The sequence below is a fragment of the Nocardiopsis sp. LDBS1602 genome, assembly GCF_035818715.1.
GTDB classification, from domain to species: domain Bacteria; phylum Actinomycetota; class Actinomycetes; order Streptosporangiales; family Streptosporangiaceae; genus Nocardiopsis; species Nocardiopsis alba.
In genome coordinates this window covers 609,583-632,289 of the sequence record NZ_JAYLVW010000002.1, presented here as the reverse complement: position 1 = coordinate 632,289, position 22,707 = coordinate 609,583, and the positions used below count along the sequence as shown (strand labels likewise).

The following is a 22,707-nucleotide window of genomic DNA, read 5'->3' as shown; positions in this document are numbered from 1 at the left end:
GGACGGGAGTCACCGCGCCGCGGGCGTCCGTCGAGGGTGGCGGCGGGTGACGAACGGACGGGGGTCAACCCACGGCCCCCGTGGAGGCGTCGACGTGGGTGGAACCCTCGTCGTCGCCGTCGGGCCCCGTCCCGTGGTCCGGTCCCAGGGCCAGGAGCCGGGTGCCGCGCCGGTTCCATTCTCGTGGGTGCCAGGACTTCCGGAGCAGGTCGGTGCGGGCCAGCTCGGGCTCGATCCCGGTGACGAACACGTACTGTCGGACCCCGGTGTTCCGGTCGAAGAAGCCGCGTTCCCCGCCCTCGTCCGGTTCGGTTCCGTGTTCGGCGGTGTCGGGGATCCCGACGGCGTCGGCGCCGGAGCACTCGGCCGCGCAGACGAGGTCGACCAGACGGTGTCCGCCGATCGTTCCGGTCCACAGGTAGGCCCAAGGTCTGGTGGCGCGTTCGGCCAGGGCGGCCCACTGCCCGGGGGCCAGGCCGCCCGGTCCGGTGGTGCCGGCCTCCCGTTCCAGCTCCTCCGGGGTGTCGGGCGCCGAGAGGTGGACCGTGAGGACGGTGACGCCCTCCGCCCGCAGCCGTTGAAGGCCGGGTAGCCGGCCCGCGGTGTCGGGGACGACGACCTCGGCCGGTCGCAGGCGCGAGGAGAGCAGGTCCTCGGCGAGTCGATCGGCCTCCTCCGCGGAGCCCGGGTCGGCCAGGACCGCGACGCCACGCCCGCTGAGCGGGAGTTCGGTGCCGGGGGTCCCCTCGGAGAAGTCGAGGCCCTCCAGGAGCGTGGCCAGGCGGATCGGGGTGGCCTCCTCCAGGAAGACCTGGCGGAGCATGGTCCGTACCTCGCGCGGCGTGGGGCCGAGCGAACGCAGTCGGGGAACGCTGACGGTCAGGTCCTCGCTCTCGGGGGCGGGGACGGCCGGGTGGGAGACCACCCGGGTGCCGCAGGCCCAGGCCCGGCGCCGCAGGGCGGCCTCGCCGGGGGTGGATTCGGGGATCACCGCGACGTTCGCGGCGCGCAGGGCGTCGGCCAGTCCGGGCGAGTCCACGTCGATCACGCCCACGCCGAGTTCGAGGAGCACGTCGGGGACGACGGTGTCCGGGCCGGTGCGGACGTAGACCGCCTCGGGGCCGAGGGCGAGCTCGGCCGCGACCGGGTTGAACAGGTGCAGGGGCACCCCGGCGTCGCCCTTGTACACGCGGTCGAAGCCGAGCCTGCGCAGTGCGGGCGGGGCGGTCCCGTCGTCGAGGAGGACGGTGGGGATGCCTCGGGAGCCGGCGGACTCCAGGACCCAGTGCAGGGCCCGGGTGCGGTCGACGGCGGCCGGGTCGCCCATGTGCGCCCACGAGGAACCGGGGGCGGCGGCCGAGGACGAGACCAGGAGAAGGTCGACGTCGACGGCGTCCATGACGATCTGCGCGTCGTGCGGGCGCAGCACCACCGAGCTCAGATAGGGGTCGATGGCCTTCTGGACCTCGGGTCCCACGACGGTAGCGGCGACCAGACGGTCGGTGCCGCCTCCTCCGAGGCCGGTGAGGAGGCGGGCCTCCTGGCGTTCGGCGTCGAAGGAGCGGACCGGTTCGACCCGGCGGCGTTCGGCGTGGTTGGTGGTACCGCTGCGGCGCCATAGGCGGTAGAGGTCGCGCGGCAGGCGGACCAGGGAGCGGCCCGGTCGTTTGGCCGCCGCGGTGAGAGCCCGCCCCACTTGGAGGGAGGTGGACCCTTCCAGCGCCGCCAGGCGGGCCTGGGCCTCCTGAAGCTGGGCCTCGCGTTCGGCCAGGGCTTGCCGAAGCTGTTCGGTCTGGCTCTGTTCACGCCGTTTCACGGTCTGCCACCTTGTGCTCGGGTCGGACGGCCCTGTCGCCCCTCGGGTGCGCGGCACCCTGGTTCGGCGGGAACGCCGTCCGACGTGTGCCGGGACGGGTGCGAAGGCCCGGGGTCGACCGGACGGCGGACCGTTCGGGACCCCCGGGGTGCGCGTGGGAGGGCTGCATGGCTTCTCTCACCTGGACCACTGCGTGAGGACCGAGGCGATGCGCTCACCGGACCGTCCGTCCCACAGCGGCGGGGTGTCTCCGAGGCGTTCGCCGACGTGGCCGTCGAGGACCTTGTCGAGCGTGGCGAGCAGGTCGGCCTCGGTGACGAGCCGGTTGGTGCCGTGGGTGATGGTGATCGGCCGTTCGGTGTTGGGGCGCAGGGTCAGGCAGGGGACGCCGAGGATCGTGGTCTCCTCCTGGACGCCGCCGGAGTCGGTGACCACGGCCTCGGCGCCCCGGGTGAGGGCGACGAAGTCGAGGTAGCCGAGCGGTTCGAGGAGGCGTACACGCGGGTGGTCGCCGAGACCGGCCCGGTCGAAGGAGGCCTTGCCGCGCGGGTGCACGGGCATGACGACGTCGACGATGTCGGCGATCTCGTGCAGGCGTCCGGTCAGGCGGGCGACGCTGTCGGGGTCGTCGACGTTGGCCGGCCGGTGCAGGGTGGCCGCCACGTAGCGTTCGGGCAGATCGAGTCGTGCGCGCAGCGCGTCGGCGTCGAAGCGGTCGAGGTTGCCCAGAAGGGTGTCGATCATCGGGTTGCCGACGAGGTGCACGCGGCTCGGGTCGATGCCCTCGCCGGCGAGGTGGCCGACGGCCTCCGGGCTGGTCGCGAAGCACAGGTCGCTGAGCCGGTCGGTGACCTTGCGGTTGATCTCCTCCGGCATGGTGTCGTCGAAGGAGCGCAGCCCCGCCTCGACGTGCGCGACCGGGATGCCGAGCTTGGCGGCGACCAGGGCCGCGGCGACGGTCGAGTTGACGTCGCCGTAGACCACCACGGCTCCGGGCGGGTTCTCGACGAACTCGCGTTCCAGACCGACCATGAGCGCGGCGGTCTGGGAGGCGTGCGAGCCCGATCCGACGCCGAGGTCGACGTCGGGGGTGGGCAGGCCCAGGTCCCGGAAGAAGACGGCGGACATGCGGTCGTCGTAGTGCTGTCCGGTGTGCACGACCCGCTGGTGCGCGCCTCGACCGCGCAGGGCGGAGACGACCGGGGCGGCCTTGACGAAGTTGGGACGGGCGCCGACCACGTGCGCGATCGCGGTGTCCTCACTGCCTGGGGGGGCACTCGTTGCCACGGTTGTTTCCTTCTGCTGGTGTTCACGTTGGCTGTGGTGTCGGTGGCTCGGAGGGGGCGACTCCGAGTTGGACATCGGGAACATACGGGACGATCCGTTCGAGTGGCGGGCTTCTTTGCCCCATCTGTCCCGCCCATGTCGCCGTGGTGTCACCACCTGGTCACGTCCACGTGGTTGTGTGACTGACCGTGCAAGACACCCAGACTCCCGAACCCCGACCGTCTCGTCCGCGCACCCTGTGGCCCCGGGCGGTGACCTTCACCGCGTCGCTGGCCTGGAACCACATGCGGTCCGACCCCGCCCGGCTGCCGCTGTTGGCCGCCCGGTTGATGCCGGGTCCGCTGCGTGGTCCGGTTCGCGCCGTGGCCGCCCGCTCGGGTGCCCTGCCACGCGCCTACTCCCTGTGGGACCAGGGTCGACGCGAGGAGGCCCGAGAGGCGCTGCTGGCCGCGGCGCCCCGCCGTTCTCCCCGAGGACTGGGGCGCCTGGTCACCGCGGCCTTGGCCGCCGGCGATTCCGAGACCGCCCGTGAACTCGTGGAACGCATCCCACCGGGTCCGCATCGGAGTACGGCCGAGCATCGGACGGCCCTGGCCACGGGACGTGCCGTCCCCGCGTCCATGTCCGTTTCGCCTGACCGTCACGGGATCACGTTAACCCGCGATGCGCCAACGCGGCCTGACGACACGGTGAACGCTCGGCGACCGGCCCTCGCGGAGGACACCCCCCGGGTCCTGCACCTGGTCACCAACGCCCTGCCGCACACCAACGCCGGGTACACCCAGCGCACGCACAAGATCGCGGTGGCCCAGCGTGAGGCGGGCATGAACGTGCACGTGGTCACCCGGGTCGGCTACCCGCTCACCAAGGGCGTTCCGGATCCGCGGACCCGGGTGGAGATCGACGGTGTGACCTACCACCGACTGCTGTCCTGGACCGCTCCGGCCGATCCCGCCGAGGAGCTGCGGGTCGGGCTGCGGTTGGCCTCACGGCTGGTGGAGGAGGTGCGCCCGGACGTCCTGCACGCGGCGAGCAACCACCACAACGCGCGGCTGGCCCTGGAGCTGGGACGCCGGTACGACCTGCCCGTGGTCTACGAGGTGCGGGGCTTCCTGGAGGAGTCGTGGCTGTCCAGGGATCCCTCCCGGAGCGTGGACGACGCCTTCTACAAGGCCGAACGCGCCAGTGAGACCGAGTGCATGCTCGCCGCCGATCTGGTGGTCACCCTGGGCGAGGCCATGCGCGCCGACATCGAGGACCGCGGGGTCCCCTCGGAGCGACTGCTGGTCGTGCCCAACGCCGTCGACGCCTCCTTCCTGGACCCGTTGCCCTCGGGTTCCGAGGTCCGCGAGGGCCTGGGCATCGGGGCCGAGGAGTTCGTGGTGGGGACCACCACGAGCTGCTTCGGGTACGAGGGGCTGGACGTGCTCTTGGAGGCGGTGGCGCTCCTGCGCGAACAGGGCGGGTCGGCGCACGCCCTGATCGTCGGCGACGGGCCCGAACTGCCGGCCCTGCGCTCCCTGGCCGACCGGCTCGGCCTTGAGGGCGCCGCGCACTTCACCGGGCGGGTCCCGGCCGATCGGGTCCGTCACCATCACGCGGCGCTCGACGTGTTCGTCGTCCCTCGCCGAGATGAACGGGTCTGCCGTCTGGTGACGCCTTTGAAACCCGTGGAGGCCATGGCGGGAGGACTTCCCGTTGTTGCCAGTGATCTTCCTGCTCTTAGAGAGATCGTGGAACCAGGGGTGACAGGAGAGTTAATTCCGGCGGGCGAATCGGCACGTCTAGCTGATGTCATCACAAAACTCGCCTACAGTCGGCAAAAGCGGACGTCCTATGGACGAGCAGGTCAGGACCGTGTAGGCGCGAAGCGCACATGGACTGAAGCCGCATACCGCTACAACCAGGCGTATCGGGTTCTCATTCGAAAAATGTCCGGACCAGGCCAGATCCCGTAACCGTGGACAACAGCTGCCTACACTCGGACGTCCATCACTCCGAATGGCAGTCCTCGAATATGTGCGCCCGTTCACGAAATGAATGCGAGTGTGACCACGAAGTGGATGCCGCAGCCAACAACCCAGCCACTGTCCCCGAGCAGAACAACGGCTCGGCGACCGATCTCGTCGTCCTCGGGCTCGGTTACGTCGGTCTACCCTTGGCCGCCGAGGCCGTGTCCTCGGGGCTGAGAGTGACCGGCTTCGACGTCAGCGACCGTGTGGTCGACGGGCTCAACCAGGCGATCTCGCACGTCGACGACCTGTCCTCGGACGACGTGGCCATGATGCTGGACCAGGGGTTCAGCGCGACCACGGATCCCGCGTGCCTGGCCACGGCGCGCACCATCGTCATCTGTGTACCCACCCCGCTGTCGGCGGAGGGCGGCCCGGACCTGGGCGCGGTCACCTCGGCCGCCAAGGCCATCGCCGCCCACCTGACCCCGGGCACCCTGGTGATCCTGGAGTCCACCACCTACCCGGGCACCACCGACGAGGTCGTCCGCCCGCTGCTGGAGGAATCGGGCCTGGTCGCCGGATCCGACTTCCACCTGGCCTTCTCGCCCGAGCGCATCGACCCGGGCAACCCGACCTTCGGCGTCGCCAACACGCCCAAGGTCGTCGGCGGCCTCACCGAGGCGTGCGGAGAGGCCGCGGCCTCCTTCTACGGACGGTTCGTGGAGACGGTCGTCCGCGCCCGGGGCACCCGCGAGGCCGAGATGGCCAAGCTCCTCGAGAACACCTACCGGCACGTCAACATCGCCCTGGTCAACGAGATGGCCATCTTCTGCCAGGAGCTGGGCGTGGACCTGTGGGACTCCATCGCCGCGGCGGCCACCAAGCCGTTCGGCTTCCAGGCCTTCTACCCGGGCCCGGGCGTGGGCGGTCACTGCATCCCGATCGACCCGAACTACCTCTCCTACAAGGTCAAGACCCTCGGCTACCCGTTCCGGTTCGTCGAGCTGGCCCAGGAGATCAACGGCCGGATGCCGTCCTACGTCATGCAGCGGGCCCAGGAGCTGCTCAACGACTCCGGGCTCGCCCTGTCCCGCTCCAAGGTCCTGCTGCTGGGCGTGACCTACAAGGCCGACATCGCCGACCAGCGCGAGTCGCCCGCGCGTCCGGTCGCCCGCAAGCTGGCCGCCAAGGGCGCCACGCTCACCTATCACGACCCGCACGTGGAGTCCTGGCAGGTGGACGGCGTGGACGTGCCTCGCTCCACCGACCTGGAGCAGGCCCTGGCCGAGGCCGATCTGACCATCCTGCTCACGGACCACAGCGACTACCGCCCCAAGCTGCTGAGCGAGTACGCGCGACTGCTCCTGGACACCCGGGGCGTCCTGCGCCGCTCCGAGCCGGAGGAGACCGCGATCGCCGCCGGGGTGCCGACACAGGAGCGCCGTCGGATCCAGCGCGAAGGTCTTCAGGTGTTGTAGAACAGAGCCGTTCACCGGGGCACGTCGCTCTGAACGCCCATGGCGTTCGACGGCGTGCCTTCGTGTGTTCACCACCCGCCGACCGAAGGTTCACCGGAACCACCCCCGGCGTCCATCCGGGTGTCCTCCGTGCGTTTCCCCAGGTGAATACCGTGTCGTACAGCGAATATCGCCGCTAAACGGCGGATCATCGCTGTAGTCGGTACAAATCGGTGACACACGTAGGTGATCTTCATGCACGCGCTTGTGGCCACGATCGTGCACCACCCGGAGGACGCCAGGATCCTGCACCGCCAGATCCGTGCCCTGGTGGACGCAGGACACACCGTCACCTACGTCGCCCCGTTCCGGGAGTGCGGGGTGACCCCCTGGGACCGGGTCCGCTCCGTCGACGTACCGCGCGCCCAGGGGCGGGACCGACTCTCCTCACTGCGCGCCGCCAGGTCCGCCCTCGCGGCGCTGGCGCCCCAGGCCGACCTGCTGCTCTTCCACGACCCCGAGCTCCTGCTCGCCCTCCCCTCCAAACGCCCCGTGACCGTCTGGGACGTGCACGAGGACACCCCGGCCGCCCTGCTCACCAAGCCCTGGATCCCCGGACCGCTGCGCCGCCCGCTCGGTCGGGTCGTCCGGGGCTTCGAGCGCAGGGCCGAGCGTCGGATGCGTCTGCTCCTGGCCGAGGAGGGCTACCGTCCCCGCTTCCGCGGGAACCACCCGGTGGTCCCCAACACCACCGAGGTCCCCGACGCCCCACTGCGCCCTCCCGGCGACGAGCGCGTCGTCTACCTGGGCCACGTGTCCGAGGCCCGCGGCGCCCTCGAGATGGTGGAGATGGGACGTCGGCTGCGCGAGCACGGCGTGCGTCTGGAGATCATCGGCAACGCAGACGGGTCGATCCGACCGCTTCTGCGCGAGGCCCACCAGGAGAACGCCCTGCACTGGTACGGGTTCGTGCCCAACGACCGCGCGCTGCGGATGACGGCGGGCGCCCTGGCCGGGATCAGCCTGCTCCACGACACCGACAACTACCGGCACTCCCTGCCGACCAAGGTCGTGGAGTACATGGCGCACGGGCTTCCGGTGGTGACCACCCCGAACCCGATGGCCGAGGCCCTGGTGACCCGTCGTCCCGAGGGTCGTTCCGGGACCGTGGTGCCCTTCGGCGACCCGGAGGCCGCGGCGGAGGCGGTGCTGGAGCTGCGCCGGGACGAGCGGGTCCGCCGCGAGTACGCGCGCACCGGCCACCGGATCGCGCAGAGGTCCTTCCACTGGCCGGTCCAGGCCCGACTGTTCGTGAAGCAGTTGGAGGAGTGGGTGGCCGAGGCCGGGGGGCCCAAGGTCTCCGAGGAGCGCCCCGAGCCCACCACTCCGGCCATCGTGCCGGGGCGCGTACCTCGTCAGCGCCGGCGGCATCCGCGCACCGCCCTTAGTGAATGACGTCACATATGGTCGGTTGCAGAAATATCTTCCTAGAAAACTAGGTTGTGCTGCTCGTCGCCCTCGGGCGAGACTTCCCACGTTCAAGAGCACAACGAGGTTTTCGATCATGACCGACACCCTGGCCCTCGACAAGAACGCCCAGGACCTTCTGTTCCGCAGCGCCCGCACCGCCAACTCCTTCACGGACGAGCCGGTGACCGACGAGCAGCTCCGCGCGATCTACGACCTCGTCAAGTTCGGCCCCACGGCCATGAACAACCAGCCGCTGCGCGTCACCGTCGTGCGTTCCCCCGAGGCCCGTGAGCGTCTGGTCCGCCACATGCAGGGCAACAACGGCCCCAAGACCTCCACCGCTCCCCTGGCCCTGGTCCTGTCCGCCGACAGCGACTTCCACGAGCACTTCCCCAAGACCTTCCCGGTCGCCCCGGACGCCCGCGACAACTTCGCCGGCATGCCGGTCGAGGCCCGCGAGTCCATGGCCCTCCAGAACGCCTTCCTCCAGGTCGCCTACCTGATCGTGGGCGTGCGCGCCGCCGGCCTGGCCGCCGGCCCGATGACCGGCTTCGACGCCGAGGGCCTGCGCAAGGAGCTCTTCGGAGAGGACTCCAAGCAGCGTCCGATCGTCGTCATGAACATCGGCAAGCCCGGCCCCGACGCCTGGTTCGACCGTCTCCCCCGCCTCGACTACGACGAGGTCGTCACCGAGATCTGATCTCTCGGAAGAGCACACGAAGGGGGCGGGCGCCGTACGGCGCCCGCCCCCTTCCTCACGCATGGGATGAACCGTCAGGGCCCGAGGGGACCCCTCCGTCCCGAGTGGGCGCCCGGAACGGCCTCCTCGGGAAGGACGGTGCGATGCTCAGATGATCGGCGGCCGGCCGGCCCGGGTCATCCGCCAGGCGGTACGCCAGCCGATCGGCGTGCGAGGGCCGGCGTCCTCGCTCCAGCCCTCGCGGAAGCCGCCGAACCACGCCTTCAACGAGTCCTTGTCACGTTCGCGCAGGACCGTGAGCCCCACCCAGGTGCCCAGGTAGGCGAAGGCCAGCGGCCAGGGCAGGTTACGGCGGGCCAGCCACACCCGGTTGCGGGCGTTGAGCCGGTAGAAGTTCTCGTGTCGGGTCGGCGCCACCGCGGGGTGGTACATCACGGCGTCGGCGTCGTACTCGATGGTGTAGCCGGCGTCCATGATCCGCCAGGCCAGGTCGGTCTCCTCGTGGGCGTAGAAGAACTCGCCGGGGAGGCCGCCGCCCTCCTCGAAGGCGGTGCGACGGATGGCGCACGCCCCGCCCAGGAACGTGGTGACCACGCTCGACCGGCGGGAGTCGCCCACGCGCAGGCGGGGGACGTGTCGACGCTGGTCGGGGCCGCCGTCGGGGTCGGCGATACGGAACGAGAGAGCGCCCAGCCTCGGCTCCTCGGCGAAACGGTCGCGCACGTGCCGGGCCAGGTCCATGGAGCGGTACCAGCCGTCGTCGTCCAGGAACAGGATCACGTCGCCGTGGGCCGCCCGCACCCCGTGGTTGCGTCCCTCCGGGATGCCGAGGTTCTCCGGCAGCCGCACCGTCACGACGTTCTCCGGCAGCTCCGGAAGGTCGGCGCCGTTACCGACGACGATGACCTCGACGTCGGCGCCCTCCTGCTCGAACACGCTCGTGATCGCCCTGCGCAGCTCGGCGGGGCGGGTGCCCATGGTCAGCAGGACACAGGACAGAGTGGGTTTACCGGGCACCTGAGGACCGCTCCGTTCCTGCGCTCGGGGGTCCCGCGCCCTGGACGTACCGGAGTCGGTGGACGAGACGGAGCCCTGCGAGGGCGGAATCACTGGTGTGGCCATGATCGCGAACCGTTCAATGGACGACGTGCGGCTGACAGGTGGACACATGTCAACGTTCGCAGAAACAGACTAACGAAAGGATAAAAGTGGAGTGTACGGAGCCGTGGACCGGGTACCGTCCACGGCCCCGTAACGTCACCGGAGCGTCATCGACGCGTTATTCGAGGCGTCGGGAGGCGAGCACGCTCACGAAGTGGGCGAAGCTCATCAGGACGGCCACCGCCGCGCAGGCCACCACCAGGATCCGGGTGGCGAGCAGATCCCCGAGGAAGAGGTCGGCCACGGCCGCCACCACCACGATCAGGGACAGCTCGACCGCCTGGATGAGGCGGTGCACCTTGAGCGCCGAGGCCAGACGACGGGCCAGACTCAACCCCGAGGACTTGGGCCGCATGGCCTCCTCGGTGATCTTCTCGGGCAGCCCGGCCTTGGCACGGGCCACGACCACGTTGTCGGTCTCGGCCTTGATCAGCACGACGCCGAGCGCGGCCGCCATACCGAGGACGACCCAGCCGCCCGCCTCGAACTCTCCCTGGGCGCGGATGCCCAGACCGACGAGGAGGGCGACCTCGGACACGTAGTGACCGATCCGGTCGAGGTAGATCCCGGCCACGCTGGTGCGCCCCGTGTAACGGGCCACCTCGCCGTCGGAGCAGTCCAACAGCAGGTAGATCTGCACCATCACCGCGGCCAGGATCGCCGACCACAGTCCACCGAAGGCGACGACGACGCCGGCGAGCACCCCGAACACCATCATCAGGTAGGTGATGGGGTTCGGGGGGACCCGCAGCCGCACGAAGAGCGTGGACAGGTACGGGGAGATGTCCCTCATGTAGAGACGACCCGCCCAGTGCTCCTCGTTGACGCGCTCCTTGATCCCCGCGGGCTGACCTCCCGCGCGGACCTCAGCGACCGACGGCTTCGACATAGTCCGCGACACTCCGCCCGATCTCGGCCTCGGAGAGGTTCAGGTGTTCAAGGATGGTGAACCGTCCCGGACGGGTGTCCGGGGCGTGCGCCACCGCCTTCGCGAACGAGGCCTCGTCGAGACCGACGTCGGAGGGGACGATGGGCAGTTCGTGGCGGAGCAGGCAGGAACGGATCTCGTCCAGCCGGGCCTGAGGCCAGTCCAGGTGCCGTACGCGCAGGAACGACGCGTACAGGGAGCCCAGACCCGCGAGCTCGCCGTGGTTGGCCGCCCCCGGGTACAGCTGGGTCACCGCGTGCAGGACCTCGTGGCAGGCGCCACTGGCGGGCCGGCTGGAACCGGCGACCGACATGGCCATCCCGGACAGCACCAGCCCTTCGGCCAGCACCTTGAGGAAACCGTCGGACTCGATGGAGTCGGGGCGGTGCAGGACCGCCTCGGCCGCCACGCGCGCGAAGGTGACCGCCATGCCGTCGACCGGCTCGTCGTTCACCCTCCCGGCGAGTTCCCAGTCCTCGATCGCCGAGATGTTGCTGACCACGTCGCCGATCCCGGAACGGACCAGACGCGAGGGGGCCGCCTGGACGTAGTCGACGTCGATGACCACCGCGATGGGCATGGTCACGCCGATCGACGGCTTGCCGCCCTCGTGCTCCAGGGAGCTGACGGGAGAGGCGATGCCGTCGTGGGCCAGGTTCGTGGCCACCGCCACCATGGGGATGCCCGCCATCGTCGCGGCGAACTTGGTGACGTCGATGGTCTTGCCGCCGCCGATGCCGGCCACGGCCTCGTAGGCGCCCGAGCGCAGCTTCTTGCCGAGCTCGGTCGCCGCGTCGACGGTGCCCTCCTCGACCTGGAAGACCTCGCACTGGGGCAGGTCCAGGTCGGCGGCGATCTGCGCCCCCTGACCCGGGCCCACGGCCACGGCGATACGTCCCTCGGTGGCGATGCGGCGGTCGGCCAGCACCGTTCCCAGCGAGGAGATGGCGCCGCGGCGCACGTCGATCGCCAGGGGCGAGGGGAGCATTCGGGCTAGTAGCGGCACGCGATCTCCCTCGCCTTGGCCAGGTCGTCGTGGTCGTCGACCTCGACCCAGTCCACCTTGCCGATGGGGGCGACGGCGATCTTCTCGCCGCGGCGGACCAGCTCCTGGTAGCCGTCCTCGTAGTAGAGCTGCGGGTCGCGCTCCCAGGTGGCCTTCAGGGCGTCGGCCAGACGGGAGTCGAGCGAGCTCTCGATGAGGGTGGCGCCGATGTACTCGCCGGCGGCGGTGGCCGGGTCCATCAGCTTGGTGATGTTCTGGAGGTGGCCGTCCTCGTCGAGGGTCACCTTCATCTCCTCGTCGGCGAGGTTTTTCACGTTGTCCACCGCGAGGAGGAGTTCCGGTCCCCTGGCGGCGAGTAGCGTTTCCTCGACACTCACGGGGTGAACGGTGTCGCCGTTGACCAGGAGGACGCCCTCGGAGAAGAACTCACGCGCGGTCCACAGGGAGTAGGCGTTGTTCCACTCCTCGGCCTTGTCGTTGTAGCTGAGGGTGATCTTGACGCCGTGGCGCTCCTCCAGGGCCTCCTTGCGCTCCTCGACCGCCTGGGCGCAGTAGCCGACCACGACGACGACGTCGGTGAGCCCGGCCGCCGCCAGGTTGCGCAGCGAGATGTCCATGATGGTCGTCTCGCCGTCGACGGGCACCAGGGCCTTGGGGAGGCTGTCGGTGTAGGGACGCAGACGGCGCCCCGCGCCTGCGGCGAGAACCATTCCGAGCATGAGGGCGAGTTCCTCCTTAGGTCGAGGAGGCGCTCACGCCTCCCCGTTCGTTCCGGAGGCCGATTGGCCCCCGTCTCCGTCGTGGGGGATCGACCGATCCCCCGGGTCCGCCCCGCCGGGGGTGGCGGGTCGGGTCCGCACGTCGGACACCGGTGTCGCGCTCCAGGTGCGCACGCACTCGCGCACCATCAGGACCACCAGGTATCCGGCGAGTATGCCGTAGGCGGCGGTGAGAGCGGAAAACGCGCCCCCGACCGCGATGACGAGCATCCGGCCGTCCCACCCGAGCGCCGCGTGGCGTACCCCGAGGGGTCGATCCACACCGACCGCGGGCCGCGCGACGTCGTCGCGATGGTGACAGACGATCGTCACCAAGAGTACGAACACCATAGGACCGGGTACGCCGGACGCCGAACCCAGCACCGCCAGGTAGCCGTATTCGGTGACACGCAGGACGGGCGGCACGAACAGGTCGAACCGTCCGTCGTGGGGATGGCCCGAGGCCGCACCGGACAGTAGCAGGGCAGCGACCGGTGCGAACAGGGTAATGCCTGTGAGCTGTCCGCGGTCCGCCGCCAACAGGACGGCGACGACGAGGGCTCCGGCCACCGCCGTGAGCAGCGGCGGAGCGATCCCCGGGGCGACCCTCCCCCACAGCCGGGCGATATGACCGTCATCACGCAGGTGACGCAGATCCGGTACGGCGGGCACGAGCCTCTCCCGCGCCCGGGGCACGTCATGGCCGTTCACGCCTTCTCCGGTCCCGAAGCCGTTCACCGGTCTTCCGTTCATCGGCCCTCCCCGCGCGAGGAGGGATCGACGAGTTCTCCGGTGATCGCCACGGCGCAGCCCACGATGAGGCTGACGAAGGCGATCCTGGCGTCCCACAGCGTGGTGGCCACCGCGATGACGAGGAAGCGGGTCGGCTGCCCGAAGGCCATGACCCGACGGACCAGGAGCGGCAGCGGCAGCGAGGGCTCGGGGACCCCGGCGGGGCGGGGCCTGGGCACCCCGGGTGGCCGAACGGCCTCAGAACGTCGCTGGGCGGGCACGAAGAGGGCGGGCGACGCCGAACTCGCGGGCGGGGCCGCGAAGGCCACCAGGAGCGCGTTGCGCAGAGCCAGGGCGATCAGGGCGCCGGCCGCCCATCCCCAGGCGCTGGCGTGGCCGGCCGCGGCGGCTCCGAAGGCCAGTCCGACGTAGACCACGTACTCCCGGAGTTGGGAGGCCATGGACACGGTCCACAGCGTGAGGGCGTCCCGGCGGTCGGAGCGCATCCGGGAGCGGACCGCGTCACAGGCGAGGATCAGCGCGAGGAACAGGGATCCGAGGACGGCCCCGGTGGGGTCGGCCCGGCTGAACCAGACCGCGGCGGCGACCGAGGCGACGAGGCTGACACGGGTCACCCCCGACCGGGTGACGTGCCTTCGCTCGATGATCCTCGCGGTCGCCCGCGCCACGGTTCCCTCGGCCATGTCCGTGCCCTCCCGATGTCAACTGAGAGTCACCGTCACCCACCGTCTGTACACAATCCATCACCGACACGCTCAAGGCCGCCGTTACGCCCTTTTCGCACGTGGAAAGCGGTTTCAGACAGGTCCGAACAGCGAAGAACGCACCTCCGGAACATGCCGTGGTGCGCTCTCGCCGCAGGTCGTGAAGGGTGGATCCGGTCAGGCCGCCCGGCCCCCGTCCTTGCCCTCGCCCTTCTCGTCCTTCTTCTCGGCCTTGTCCTCGGCGTCGGCCTCGACGGCCTTCTGCTCGGACTCGACCTTCTTCGCCTTCTCCTCGGCGCGCTTCTTCTTCGCCTCGTCCTTCTTCTTGCGCTCCTCGATCTCCACCTTGGTGTCCGCGTTGTAGGCGGCCAGGGCCGAGTCGATGTCGGTGTCCAGGGCGAGCTCGCCGCCCTTGATGTACAGACCCCGGTTGCAGAAGCGCTTCAGGTCCCGCTCGTTGTGCGAGACCAGCACCATGGTGCGCTCGTTGGCGAGCATCCGGTCGATGGCCTCGTAGCACTTGCGCTTGAAGGCCTTGTCGCCCACCGCGAGCACCTCGTCGACCAGCATGATCGGGTGCTCCAGCTGTGAGATGAGGGCGAAGCCCAGGCGTACCTTCATCCCGCTGGAGTAGTGCCGGACCGGGGTGTCGATGAACTTCGGCTTGACCTCGGCGAAGTCGACGATCTCGTCGAAGCGCTCGTCGATCTGCTTCTCGCTCATGCCGTGCAGGGAACCGACCAGGTACACGTTCTCGCGTCCGGTCAGATTGTCGTTGAACCCGGCGCGCAGCTCCAGCAGAGGCGCCACCTTGCCCCGGACCTCGACCGTGCCCTCGTCGGGGATGAGCACCCCGGCGATCATCTTGAGCAGGGTGGACTTGCCCGTGCCGTTCTTGCCGACGATGCCGACGCAGTCGCCCTTGGCGATCTCGAAGGACACGTCGCGCAGCGGCCAGAACTCGTTGCCCTCGGCGTTGGGGTCGCGCTTGTTGCCGTGGATGAACATCTCACGCAGGCTGCGCTTGCGGCGACGGTTCACGGCGAACTTCACGCCGAGCCCCTTGGCCTCGATGACCGGACCGCCGGTGACCGCGGCCTCGTAGGTGGACGCCATCACAACTCCTTCAGTACGGACATCTCCAGACGACGGAACGTCCAGTATCCGATGGCGAGCATCAGGATGGAACCGACCACCGCGGAGGTCACGGCGAGCGGACTCGGGGTCAACTCCTCGAACCCGGCGAACCATACGGTGCGGTGCATCTGGAAGATACCCATAAGCGGGTTGAGCTCATAGATCGTCTTCGCCCACCCGGGCACTCCGTCGCTGTGGAGCACCATCGAGGCCGGGAAGAGGATCGCCGAGCCGTAGAACAGGATTCGGGTCAGGATACGTGTCAGTCGTTCCACATCGCGAAGCAACACGTTGACCGAGGCCAGGAACAGGGTGACGCCCAACCCGAAGGCGAAGGTCAGCACGATCGCCAGGGGCAGCCAGACGAGCATGCCCTCCCAGGTGAAACGGCCGCCCAGGGCGAACACGAAGATGAGCAGGACCGGCCAGGTCAGCAGGTACTCGACGAACTTGGTGCCCACGGTGGCCATCGGGAAGATCTCCCGGGGCACCTTCATCGTGGTGATCAACTTCGAATGCGTGATCATGGCCTTCGGCGCTTCGGAGAGGATCGCTCCGAAGGTCGTCCAGGGCAGAATGCCGGCGACGAGGAAGAGGATGTAGCCGCCGTAGGGCTTGGCCTCCTCGGGTATGCCGCGGTCGGCCTGGAGTACGAGACCGAAGACGAAGAAGTACACCAACGTCAGGGCGAGGGGTTCCAACATCGTCCAGGCGTACCCCAGCACGGACTGCTGGTACTTGACCTTCAGGTCGCGCCGGACCAGGAGGCCGACGACCTTCCGGTGCTCCCAGACGGCCAGCGTCCTTGACGCCACCGCCACCTCCAAGGTTTGAGATCGTCCGGTTCACGATGTGCCGGACAGTCGCGTCTACGAACTCACCTGTGCGCACCGGCCGTCGACGCGGTCCTACCCTCACCGGGACCGGAACGGGGGGATCCGGCGGAGTCCGGGGGGCGGTCATGAACCACGCCCGGCTCCAACGTCCGAATCGAAAGGAGGTGGGGACCGGGCACGCCCAACAGGCGTCCATAGGTTACCGCCGCATCGGACAGACCGTGTCAACCACATACCGTCCTCCCCCGATCCGACGCCTCTCCTCCTCCCTCCGTTCGGTTAGGGTCGGCCTTCGCACGCCCGTGTTCCCGGAGAGTCGTCCCCTCCCCCCTCCCGTCGTCTCCGGCCCACGAGAGGCGTGTCCCCGTTCGGTCGCCGCCGGCGACCGACGATCGATACGGAGGCGACGATGTCCACAGGTCCGCGGGTGATCGCGGCGGTTCTGGCCGGAGGGGTCGGTTCCCGGATGGGGGCGCCCAGGCCCAAACAGCTGCTCTCGCTGGAGGGCCGCACCATCATCGAACGTTCGATCGCGGCCTTCGAGTCCGCGCCCGAGGTGGACGAGATCGTGGTGTTGATGGTGGACGAGTACGTGGGCGAGGTCGAGGAGATCGTCGCGCGCGCCGGGTTCGCCAAGGTGAGCCGGGTCCTCCCGGGCGGCGCGACGCGGACGGACACCTCCTACGCGGCCCTGACCGCGGTCGCCTCGGCGGCCGACGACGATCTGGTGCTGCTGCACGACGCCGCCCGCCCCCTGGTGCTCCCCCGGACCATCGCCGCCTGCGTGTCCGCGTTGGGCGAGGCCGGGGCCGTGGGCGTGGCGGTGCCCAGCGCCGACACCGTGGTGCGGGTGACCGAGGGACGCTCCGGCGGCGAGGTCATCGCCCAGACCCCGGACCGTTCGTCCCTGCGCCGGATGCAGACTCCCCAGGGGTTCCGGCTCGGGGTGGCCCGGCGCGCCTACGAGGCGGCCATGGCCGACCCCGATCTGGTGGCCACCGACGACTGCGGGGTGGTGTTGCGCTACCTTCCCGAGGAGGAGGTGCGGATCGTTCCGGGTGAGGAGGACAACATCAAGGTCACCAACCCCGGGGACGTGGAGATCGCCGAGACCCTGCTGCGTCGTCGACGTGCCCACGACGCGTCCGGGAACGCGATCGCGGAGGGGGTCTCGTGAGCGGGGTGTTCGAGGCGACCGAGGTGATCGGCCATCGGGGCGCCGGCCGGGGCGTGGTGGACGGCGCGGTGGAGAACACCGCGGCCTCCTTCGAGGCGGCCGTGCGCTCCGGAGCGGACTGGGTCGAGATCGACGTACGGCGGACCGCCGACGACGCGCTCGTGCTCCATCACAACGCCGCTCTGGACGACGGACGCGCGATCGTGGACCTGGATCTCGCGGAGTGCCGACGGGCCGGACTGATCGGGCTGGAGGAGGGTCTTGAGGTCGTTCCCGACCACATCGGCCTGGACGTGGACGTCAAGACGGTGATGGAGGACGCCGTCGACGCTCCGGCGCGACGGACCGCCGCGCTGCTGATGCCCTTCCTGCGCCGGGAGGCCGACCGCCGGCGCACGTTCGTCTGCTCTTTCGACCCCGGGCTGCTGGTCGCCGTCCACGAGGGCGCCCCCGGGGTCCCGACCGCCTGGATGCCCTTCGTGCGCAACCCGGCGGACTCGGCGATCCCCGGCGCAGTGGGGCTGGGCTGCCCGGTGGTCGCGGTGGACTCCCGTGCGCTGGACACAGGCGAGGAGGGCCCCGTACCCGGGCGCCGCCCGCTGGAGTACACCGTGGAGATCGCGCACCGGGCCGGGCTGGAGATCATCTCCTGGTGCCCGGACCCGGAGGTCTCGGCGCGGTTCGCGGAGGCCGGGATGGACGCGGTCGTGGTGGACGACGTCCCCGGAACGGTGGCCGCCCTCCGCTAGATCCGGTCGAGGAGTTCGGCCTTCTTGGTCCCGAACTCCTCGTCGGTGAGCAGCCCCTTGGCGTGCAGGTCGCCGAGGCGTTCGATCTGCTCGAAGATCCACGCGGTGTCGGCCCCGGTCCCCCGTTCCGGGGCCGGGTCCGTACCCTCTCCCGCCGTGATGGCGGCCTCGTCCCCGTCCTCCTCCACGGTGGCGCCCCGGCCTCCGGAACCGGGGAGATGGAAGGAGATCCGAGGACCGCGCAGGACGTCGACCGCGTTGCGGGCGGTCTCCTTCCACCATTCGGGGTCGTCGAAGCCGGGCTTCGTCTCCTCCTCGGCCTCCGTCCCACCGGAGCCCAGGGCCGGGCGGGGCCGCACGTCGCGGGCCCACTGGTGCGCGGTGACGGTGGCCGCCAGCAGGAAGGCCTGCTGGATCTCGTTGCCCTCCTCGCCCGCGCGCAGCACGTTGAGGTCGTTCTTGGGCTTGGCGTCGGCGACGCGGCCGCGGGTCACCACCCGGACGAAGCCCCAACCCCACTCGTCGACCGGGGCCCACTCCATGTGGGCGATCTCCGAGAGCTCGAACTCACGACGCTGTTTCTTCTTCTTGTAGCCGCTCGCGTAGGTACCGGACCACACCAGGGACAGCCGATCGGCCTCGAAGCGGGCGGTGCCCTCCGAGGTGAGGACGTGCAGAGGCGTCGACGGCACCAGGGAGAGCACGGTGGCCGGGTCGGGAGGGCCGGCCTGCTCGGCTGCGAATCGGAGCTGGTCGACCAGGTACTCGGCCACCAGCTCGGTCTTGGCGGGGCCGGTCAACCGGAAGGGCTGGTACTTCTCGTCGAGCATGGCGCCGACGGCGGCGTAGGGGTCCATACGGTCGTGCAGCCGCAGCTGGAGGACCCACCCCTTCTTACGACCCGCGCCCGGCCGGAAGTCGATCTCCCGGATCGCCCCGACCGGAAGGTCGAGGGTCCCCAGGAGTTTGAACAGGGGGCTCTTGAACCAGCCCTTCGTCTCGAAGCGCACACGAACGATCTCACTGTCGAACGCCCATGACGCCTGGTCCCCGCGCAACTCGTCCATATCGTCCTCTCCGGTCGTCTCCGCTCTCTTGACTAGCAGAAGCGGAGAATCCACGGGAGGGTGAGAACCCTTACGGGTAGGGCCTCGCCGCCCGGTCTCGTCAGGAACCGGCGGCCTGCGCGGTCCGCGAATCGGCGCCCAGGCCGGGCGGGCTGGTGATGAAACCGACGCCCCACGACATGTGCATGGTCGCCAGCGCGGCCGGGACGAGCGGCCAGGACGAGACCGGCAACCCCCGGATCAGCGGAACCGAGGCCACGGTGATCAAGGCCAGGTAGGCCGCCGGCACCAGCCACAGCGGCCAGAACAGGAACCCGCCGAGGAGACCGGCGACGATCCCGGCCACGGCCACCGGTGGTGCCAGGTAGCGCAGGTTGATGGTGCCCTTGTGCTGGCGGGCGACCACACGCCGCCAGCGGCCGTAGTGGAAGTACTGTTTCCCGAGCAGCCGCATGTTGCGTCGGGGACGGTAGGAGACGCGCATCCTCGGCTGGAACCAGACCGTGCCGCCGGTGGTGCGGATGCGGTGGTTCATCTCCCAGTCCTGCGCCCGCAGGAAGGCCTCGTCGTAGCCGCCCACGCGCTCCAAGGCCGAACGCCGGAAGACGCCGAGGTAGACGGTGTCGGCCGGGCCGCCCTCACCACCGGTGTGGAAACGGGCGTTGCCCACGCCCACCTTGGAGGTCATGGCGGCCGCGACGGCCTTCTCCCACGGGGTGGCGCCCTCGGCCGCCATGATGCCGCCGACGTTGTCCGCGCCCGTCTCCTCCAGGGTCTCCACCGCCACCTTGAGGTAGTCGGAGGGCATCATCGCGTGACCGTCGATACGGGCGACGATGTCGTGCGAGGAGGCGCCGATGGCGGCGTTCAGGCCCGCCGGGGTCTTCCCCGTGGGGTTGTCCACCACCTTGACCCGGGGATCGGCCGCGGCCAGACCGTCGGCGACCTCCCTGGTGCGGTCCTCGGAGGGACCGACGCCCAGCACGACCTCCAGCTCGCCCGGGTACTCCTGGGCGAGGACGTGCTCCACCGCCGAGGCGAGGTGGCGCTCTTCGTTCAGTACGGGCATGACGACGGAGACAGGCGGCCAGGACACGGGCACTTCCCAGGGTCAGAACATGGCGGGACGGCGTACGGGGGGATCTACGCGCCGTCAACCGTACTGCACACCGCGCCGCCGCTCATCCGTCCGGCGGGGTGTGGAGCCCTACCCCTCGGGGCAGATGTTCCGAGACGTGCGACCCCCTGGAGAACGTTTTCGCCTTCCGACGCGTCCGACCTTGATGAGGACGCCGGGGAGCACAACACGCCGATGGTCGACATCCCGCGCCCTTCGGCGGATCGGGTGACAACCTTAGGTACCGAGGACACCGTGGAACGGGTGGGACGGGGATGCCGATGAGCGACGACGCCGGACGGCACGGACCAAAGGGCGAGTTCCGACGCGAAAGGTCCACGCCCCTACCCCCGGAGGAGCCGGGACGTTCCGCGCGTTCGGGGCGGATCACCGTACCCGGCGCCGGGGTCCGCCGTCGCCGCAACGGTCTGTTGCTGATGAGCGTACTGTCCGTACTGGTCCTGTTGGCCTCGGGCACCTCCTGGGCGATCACCGGATGGATGTCGGGGTCGATCAACCGCTTCGACGTGTTCGGCGGACTGAGCGACGGCGACCGTCCCGACGAGACCGGTGGGCTCACCTTCCTCGTCATCGGCTCCGACAGCCGCGACGAGATGAGCACCGAGGACCAGAACGCGCTCAGCGTCGGCTCCACCCCGGGGCAGCGCTCCGACTCCATGATGCTGGTGCGCCTCAACCACGAACGCGATCACCTCACCGTGGTGGGCCTCCCCCGCGACCTGTGGGTGGACATCCCCGGTGAGGGCGAGGACAAGATCAACGCCGCGTACGCCTACGGAGGGCCGGGGCTCGCGGTCCAGACCGTGGAATCGGTCACCGACGTGCGCGTCGACCACTACGTCGAGGTGGACTTCAACGGCTTCGTCGACGTGGTGGACGCCTTGGACGGCATCGAGGTGTGCCTGCCCGAGGCGATCCAGGACCCCAAGGCGCAGTTGGACATGGAGGCCGGAACGCACCAGGTCGACGGGGTCGAGGCGCTGGCCTTCGCCCGGACCCGGGCCACCGCCCGCGGCGACCTGGACCGGATCGACCGTCAGCAGCAGGTGCTCTCGGCCATGCTCGACAAGGCGATGAGCTCGCAGACCCTGTCCGATCCCGGGAAGCTCACCGCCTTCCTCGACAGCTCCCTGTCCTCGGTGACCGTGGACGAGGGGCTGACCACCAGCGCCATCAACGACCTCGCCTATCAGATGCGCGACCTGGACCTGAAGGACGTCACCTTCGCCCAGGTGCCGATCTCGGACATGGACCACTGGACCCCGCGCGGCGACGTGGCCCTGCTGTGGGACGAACCCGCCGCCCGGGAGATGTTCGCCGCCATCAACGCCGACCGACCGTTGGAGGCCCCCGAGCCCGAGGCCGAGGACGACGGCGGGAAGGACGACGAGCCGGTCCCGGCCGACGTCGGCCTGCGGGTGTTCAACGGCACCGCCACCCCGGGTCTGGGCGCCCGGCTCGACGACAGCTTCACCACGGCCGGTTTCAACGTGACCGACCCGGCCGAGAACTGGACCGACCGGAGCGTGGAGCGGACCGAGGTCAGGTACGGGCCCGGAGAGGAGGCGCTCGCCGAGTACGTCTCCGGCACGCTCCCCGGTTCGGAGACGGTCGAGGACGGGACCCTGGACGAGGGCCTCCAGGTGGTGATCGGGTTCGACTACACGACCTTCGAGGCGCCCACGGCCCCCACCGCTCAGGCCGGGGCCGAGCCGGAGGCCGCGCCGTCCGCCCCCGACACCACCACCGCTCGGGACAACATCTGCGCATAGCCTGGACAAGGGCCGTGGAAGGCCCTGGAGAGAAAGGGACAGAGTGCTCCGCCACCTGCTCGGCCTGCTCGCCGGCATCGCCTTGGCCCCCGTGTTGTGGGTGGGGCTCGCCTGGTCGTCCGAGACGTTCCCGCGGATCGTCGAGGGTGACGTGGGCTTCGCGACGGTCTCGTCCGTGGTGGTGCTGTGCCTCCTGGGAGGCCTGGGCGCCTATCTGGTGGCCTCGCGACGATCGCCGATGGTCGCGGCCTCCTCCGGGGTGCTGCTGAGCGCCCTGTGCCTGTGGCCGGTCCTCTCCCGGGAGAGCCTGGACTCCGCGCTGAGCTGGCTCAACGACGCCAGTTTCCTCTACCCGAACGGGGCGGGGCTCGTCGTCGCCCTGCCCTTGGGCGTCCTGCTCGCCGGATCGGCCTTCCTGCCCACGCGGTGGCGCGCCGCCGACGACCTCGGCCCCCTGCCCGGCACCAGGGTGGTCGCCTCCGCCAACCGCGACCGGTACCGTTCCGCCCCGATGGAGGAGGCCGACGGGTCCGGCCCGGAGGTCTCCGACGGCGGCCCCTGGAACGACGGAGGCCCGGTCGGCGACACCGTCCCCGACGTCCCGCCGCCCGCCTCGCCCCGGCGCGGCCTCGACGACCCGAACAAGACCACGACCCCGTTCCGGCGTGGAGGGAGCGGGGCCGTGTGGACCCCGCTGGACGATGACTCCGAACACACTCGGATCCTCGACGACGACCGCCGTTGACCCGCCGTCCCCCGGGCTTCACGGCTCCGCGGATCCCCCGTGCGGACGGCCTCCCACCCACCGGTAACCTGTGCGCCTGACTGTTCACGTG

The 22,707-nt window shown here is 70.1% G+C and carries 20 protein-coding genes; 8 read left to right on the top strand and 12 right to left on the bottom strand.

Going from position 1 to position 22,707, the window contains the following annotated elements; genetic code table 11:
- Positions 1-64 precede the first annotated feature (64 nt).
- Both U9J66_RS10925 and wecB read right to left on the bottom strand, forming a co-directional pair.
- Positions 65-1,816 carry a hypothetical protein gene (locus U9J66_RS10925; protein ID WP_326337623.1) on the bottom strand — a complete coding sequence of 584 codons (1,752 nt, stop codon included), beginning with the start codon at positions 1,814-1,816 and terminating at the stop codon, positions 65-67.
- 177 nt (positions 1,817-1,993) lie between these two features.
- A complete protein-coding gene (gene wecB, locus U9J66_RS10920; RefSeq protein ID WP_014912035.1) occupies positions 1,994-3,103 on the bottom strand; it encodes a non-hydrolyzing UDP-N-acetylglucosamine 2-epimerase in 1,110 nt (369 codons plus the stop codon).
- Positions 3,104-3,387: 284 nt separating this feature from the next.
- On the opposite strand from wecB, the gene U9J66_RS10915 reads away from it, so the two are divergent.
- The 4 genes from U9J66_RS10915 to U9J66_RS10900 all read left to right on the top strand — a co-directional run bounded on the left by U9J66_RS10915 (position 3,388) and on the right by U9J66_RS10900 (position 8,685).
- Positions 3,388-5,061, top strand: coding sequence for a glycosyltransferase family 4 protein (locus tag U9J66_RS10915; RefSeq protein WP_326337707.1), 1,674 nt, complete (start codon positions 3,388-3,390; stop codon positions 5,059-5,061).
- Between the two features lie 101 nt (positions 5,062-5,162).
- The gene (locus tag U9J66_RS10910) at positions 5,163-6,536 is read left to right on the top strand and encodes a nucleotide sugar dehydrogenase (protein WP_042283121.1); all 1,374 of its coding nucleotides are present in this window, start codon (positions 5,163-5,165) and stop codon (positions 6,534-6,536) included.
- A gap of 234 nt (positions 6,537-6,770) precedes the next feature.
- A complete protein-coding gene (locus U9J66_RS10905) occupies positions 6,771-7,970 on the top strand; it encodes a glycosyltransferase (protein ID WP_161110591.1) in 1,200 nt (399 codons plus the stop codon).
- Positions 7,971-8,079: 109 nt separating this feature from the next.
- Complete coding sequence (locus tag U9J66_RS10900) at positions 8,080-8,685, top strand: malonic semialdehyde reductase (RefSeq protein ID WP_042283123.1); 606 nt, start codon at positions 8,080-8,082, stop codon at positions 8,683-8,685.
- A 147-nt stretch (positions 8,686-8,832) separates the two neighbouring features.
- On the opposite strand, the gene U9J66_RS10895 is transcribed toward U9J66_RS10900, so the two are convergent.
- The 8 genes from U9J66_RS10895 to U9J66_RS10860 all read right to left on the bottom strand — a co-directional run bounded on the left by U9J66_RS10895 (position 8,833) and on the right by U9J66_RS10860 (position 15,959).
- Positions 8,833-9,663 (bottom strand): glycosyltransferase family 2 protein, encoded by an 831-nt coding sequence (locus tag U9J66_RS10895; protein ID WP_202422638.1) that lies wholly within the window; start codon positions 9,661-9,663, stop codon positions 8,833-8,835.
- 301 nt (positions 9,664-9,964) lie between these two features.
- Positions 9,965-10,735 carry a CDP-alcohol phosphatidyltransferase family protein gene (locus U9J66_RS10890; RefSeq protein WP_014912685.1) on the bottom strand — a complete coding sequence of 257 codons (771 nt, stop codon included), beginning with the start codon at positions 10,733-10,735 and terminating at the stop codon, positions 9,965-9,967.
- The gene (locus U9J66_RS10885) at positions 10,713-11,762 is read right to left on the bottom strand and encodes an iron-containing alcohol dehydrogenase family protein (protein ID WP_014909142.1); all 1,050 of its coding nucleotides are present in this window, start codon (positions 11,760-11,762) and stop codon (positions 10,713-10,715) included. The genes U9J66_RS10890 and U9J66_RS10885 overlap by 23 nt, the downstream gene beginning before the upstream one ends.
- Positions 11,763-11,767: 5 nt before the next feature.
- Positions 11,768-12,499, bottom strand: coding sequence for a phosphocholine cytidylyltransferase family protein (locus tag U9J66_RS10880; protein ID WP_014908159.1), 732 nt, complete (start codon positions 12,497-12,499; stop codon positions 11,768-11,770).
- Between the two features lie 33 nt (positions 12,500-12,532).
- On the bottom strand, positions 12,533-13,291 hold the full coding sequence (locus U9J66_RS10875; protein ID WP_234305829.1) for a DUF5941 domain-containing protein: 759 nt from the start codon (positions 13,289-13,291) through the stop codon (positions 12,533-12,535).
- Positions 13,288-13,974, bottom strand: a complete 687-nt coding sequence (locus U9J66_RS10870) for a hypothetical protein (protein WP_014913134.1) — start codon at positions 13,972-13,974, stop codon at positions 13,288-13,290. Before U9J66_RS10870 ends, U9J66_RS10875 begins: the two co-directional genes overlap by 4 nt.
- Positions 13,975-14,172: 198 nt before the next feature.
- Positions 14,173-15,111: an ABC transporter ATP-binding protein gene (locus U9J66_RS10865; RefSeq protein ID WP_014909394.1), complete on the bottom strand. Its 939-nt coding sequence runs from the start codon at positions 15,109-15,111 to the stop codon at positions 14,173-14,175.
- Entirely contained in the window at positions 15,111-15,959 is an 849-nt protein-coding gene (locus U9J66_RS10860; RefSeq protein ID WP_017533449.1) for an ABC transporter permease, read from the bottom strand. Before U9J66_RS10860 ends, U9J66_RS10865 begins: the two co-directional genes overlap by 1 nt.
- Before the next feature lie 418 nt (positions 15,960-16,377).
- On the opposite strand from U9J66_RS10860, the gene U9J66_RS10855 reads away from it, so the two are divergent.
- Both U9J66_RS10855 and U9J66_RS10850 read left to right on the top strand, forming a co-directional pair.
- Positions 16,378-17,145 (top strand): IspD/TarI family cytidylyltransferase, encoded by a 768-nt coding sequence (locus U9J66_RS10855; RefSeq protein ID WP_161110592.1) that lies wholly within the window; start codon positions 16,378-16,380, stop codon positions 17,143-17,145.
- Positions 17,142-17,894 carry a glycerophosphodiester phosphodiesterase gene (locus U9J66_RS10850; protein WP_161110593.1) on the top strand — a complete coding sequence of 251 codons (753 nt, stop codon included), beginning with the start codon at positions 17,142-17,144 and terminating at the stop codon, positions 17,892-17,894. Before U9J66_RS10855 ends, U9J66_RS10850 begins: the two co-directional genes overlap by 4 nt.
- Here U9J66_RS10850 and U9J66_RS10845 read toward each other — a convergent pair.
- Both U9J66_RS10845 and U9J66_RS10840 read right to left on the bottom strand, forming a co-directional pair.
- On the bottom strand, positions 17,891-18,961 hold the full coding sequence (locus U9J66_RS10845; protein ID WP_042283129.1) for a DUF4429 domain-containing protein: 1,071 nt from the start codon (positions 18,959-18,961) through the stop codon (positions 17,891-17,893). The two genes, U9J66_RS10850 and U9J66_RS10845, sit on opposite strands and share 4 nt — an antisense overlap.
- 100 nt (positions 18,962-19,061) lie before the next feature.
- A complete protein-coding gene (locus U9J66_RS10840; protein ID WP_326337621.1) occupies positions 19,062-20,057 on the bottom strand; it encodes a glycosyltransferase family 2 protein in 996 nt (331 codons plus the stop codon).
- Positions 20,058-20,359: 302 nt separating this feature from the next.
- On the opposite strand from U9J66_RS10840, the gene U9J66_RS10835 reads away from it, so the two are divergent.
- Positions 20,360-21,871, top strand: coding sequence for an LCP family protein (locus tag U9J66_RS10835; RefSeq protein ID WP_026124795.1), 1,512 nt, complete (start codon positions 20,360-20,362; stop codon positions 21,869-21,871).
- 43 nt (positions 21,872-21,914) lie between these two features.
- Entirely contained in the window at positions 21,915-22,616 is a 702-nt protein-coding gene (locus U9J66_RS10830) for a YIP1 family protein (RefSeq protein WP_326337620.1), read from the top strand.
- The last annotated feature ends 91 nt before the right edge of the window (positions 22,617-22,707 follow it).

Coding starts and splice junctions, on each gene's coding strand:
- U9J66_RS10915 (WP_326337707.1), top strand. CDS start 3,388: ATGCGGTCCGACCCCGCCCGGCTGCCGCTGTTGGCCGCCCGGTTGATG.
- U9J66_RS10905 (WP_161110591.1), top strand. CDS start 6,771: ATGCACGCGCTTGTGGCCACGATCGTGCACCACCCGGAGGACGCCAGG.
- U9J66_RS10900 (WP_042283123.1), top strand. CDS start 8,080: ATGACCGACACCCTGGCCCTCGACAAGAACGCCCAGGACCTTCTGTTC.
- U9J66_RS10895 (WP_202422638.1), bottom strand. CDS start 9,663: ATGGGCACCCGCCCCGCCGAGCTGCGCAGGGCGATCACGAGCGTGTTC.
- U9J66_RS10890 (WP_014912685.1), bottom strand. CDS start 10,735: ATGTCGAAGCCGTCGGTCGCTGAGGTCCGCGCGGGAGGTCAGCCCGCG.
- U9J66_RS10885 (WP_014909142.1), bottom strand. CDS start 11,762: ATGCTCCCCTCGCCCCTGGCGATCGACGTGCGCCGCGGCGCCATCTCC.
- U9J66_RS10880 (WP_014908159.1), bottom strand. CDS start 12,499: ATGCTCGGAATGGTTCTCGCCGCAGGCGCGGGGCGCCGTCTGCGTCCC.
- U9J66_RS10875 (WP_234305829.1), bottom strand. CDS start 13,291: ATGAACGGAAGACCGGTGAACGGCTTCGGGACCGGAGAAGGCGTGAAC.
- U9J66_RS10870 (WP_014913134.1), bottom strand. CDS start 13,974: ATGGCCGAGGGAACCGTGGCGCGGGCGACCGCGAGGATCATCGAGCGA.
- U9J66_RS10865 (WP_014909394.1), bottom strand. CDS start 15,111: ATGGCGTCCACCTACGAGGCCGCGGTCACCGGCGGTCCGGTCATCGAG.
- U9J66_RS10855 (WP_161110592.1), top strand. CDS start 16,378: ATGTCCACAGGTCCGCGGGTGATCGCGGCGGTTCTGGCCGGAGGGGTC.
- U9J66_RS10845 (WP_042283129.1), bottom strand. CDS start 18,961: ATGGACGAGTTGCGCGGGGACCAGGCGTCATGGGCGTTCGACAGTGAG.
- U9J66_RS10835 (WP_026124795.1), top strand. CDS start 20,360: ATGAGCGACGACGCCGGACGGCACGGACCAAAGGGCGAGTTCCGACGC.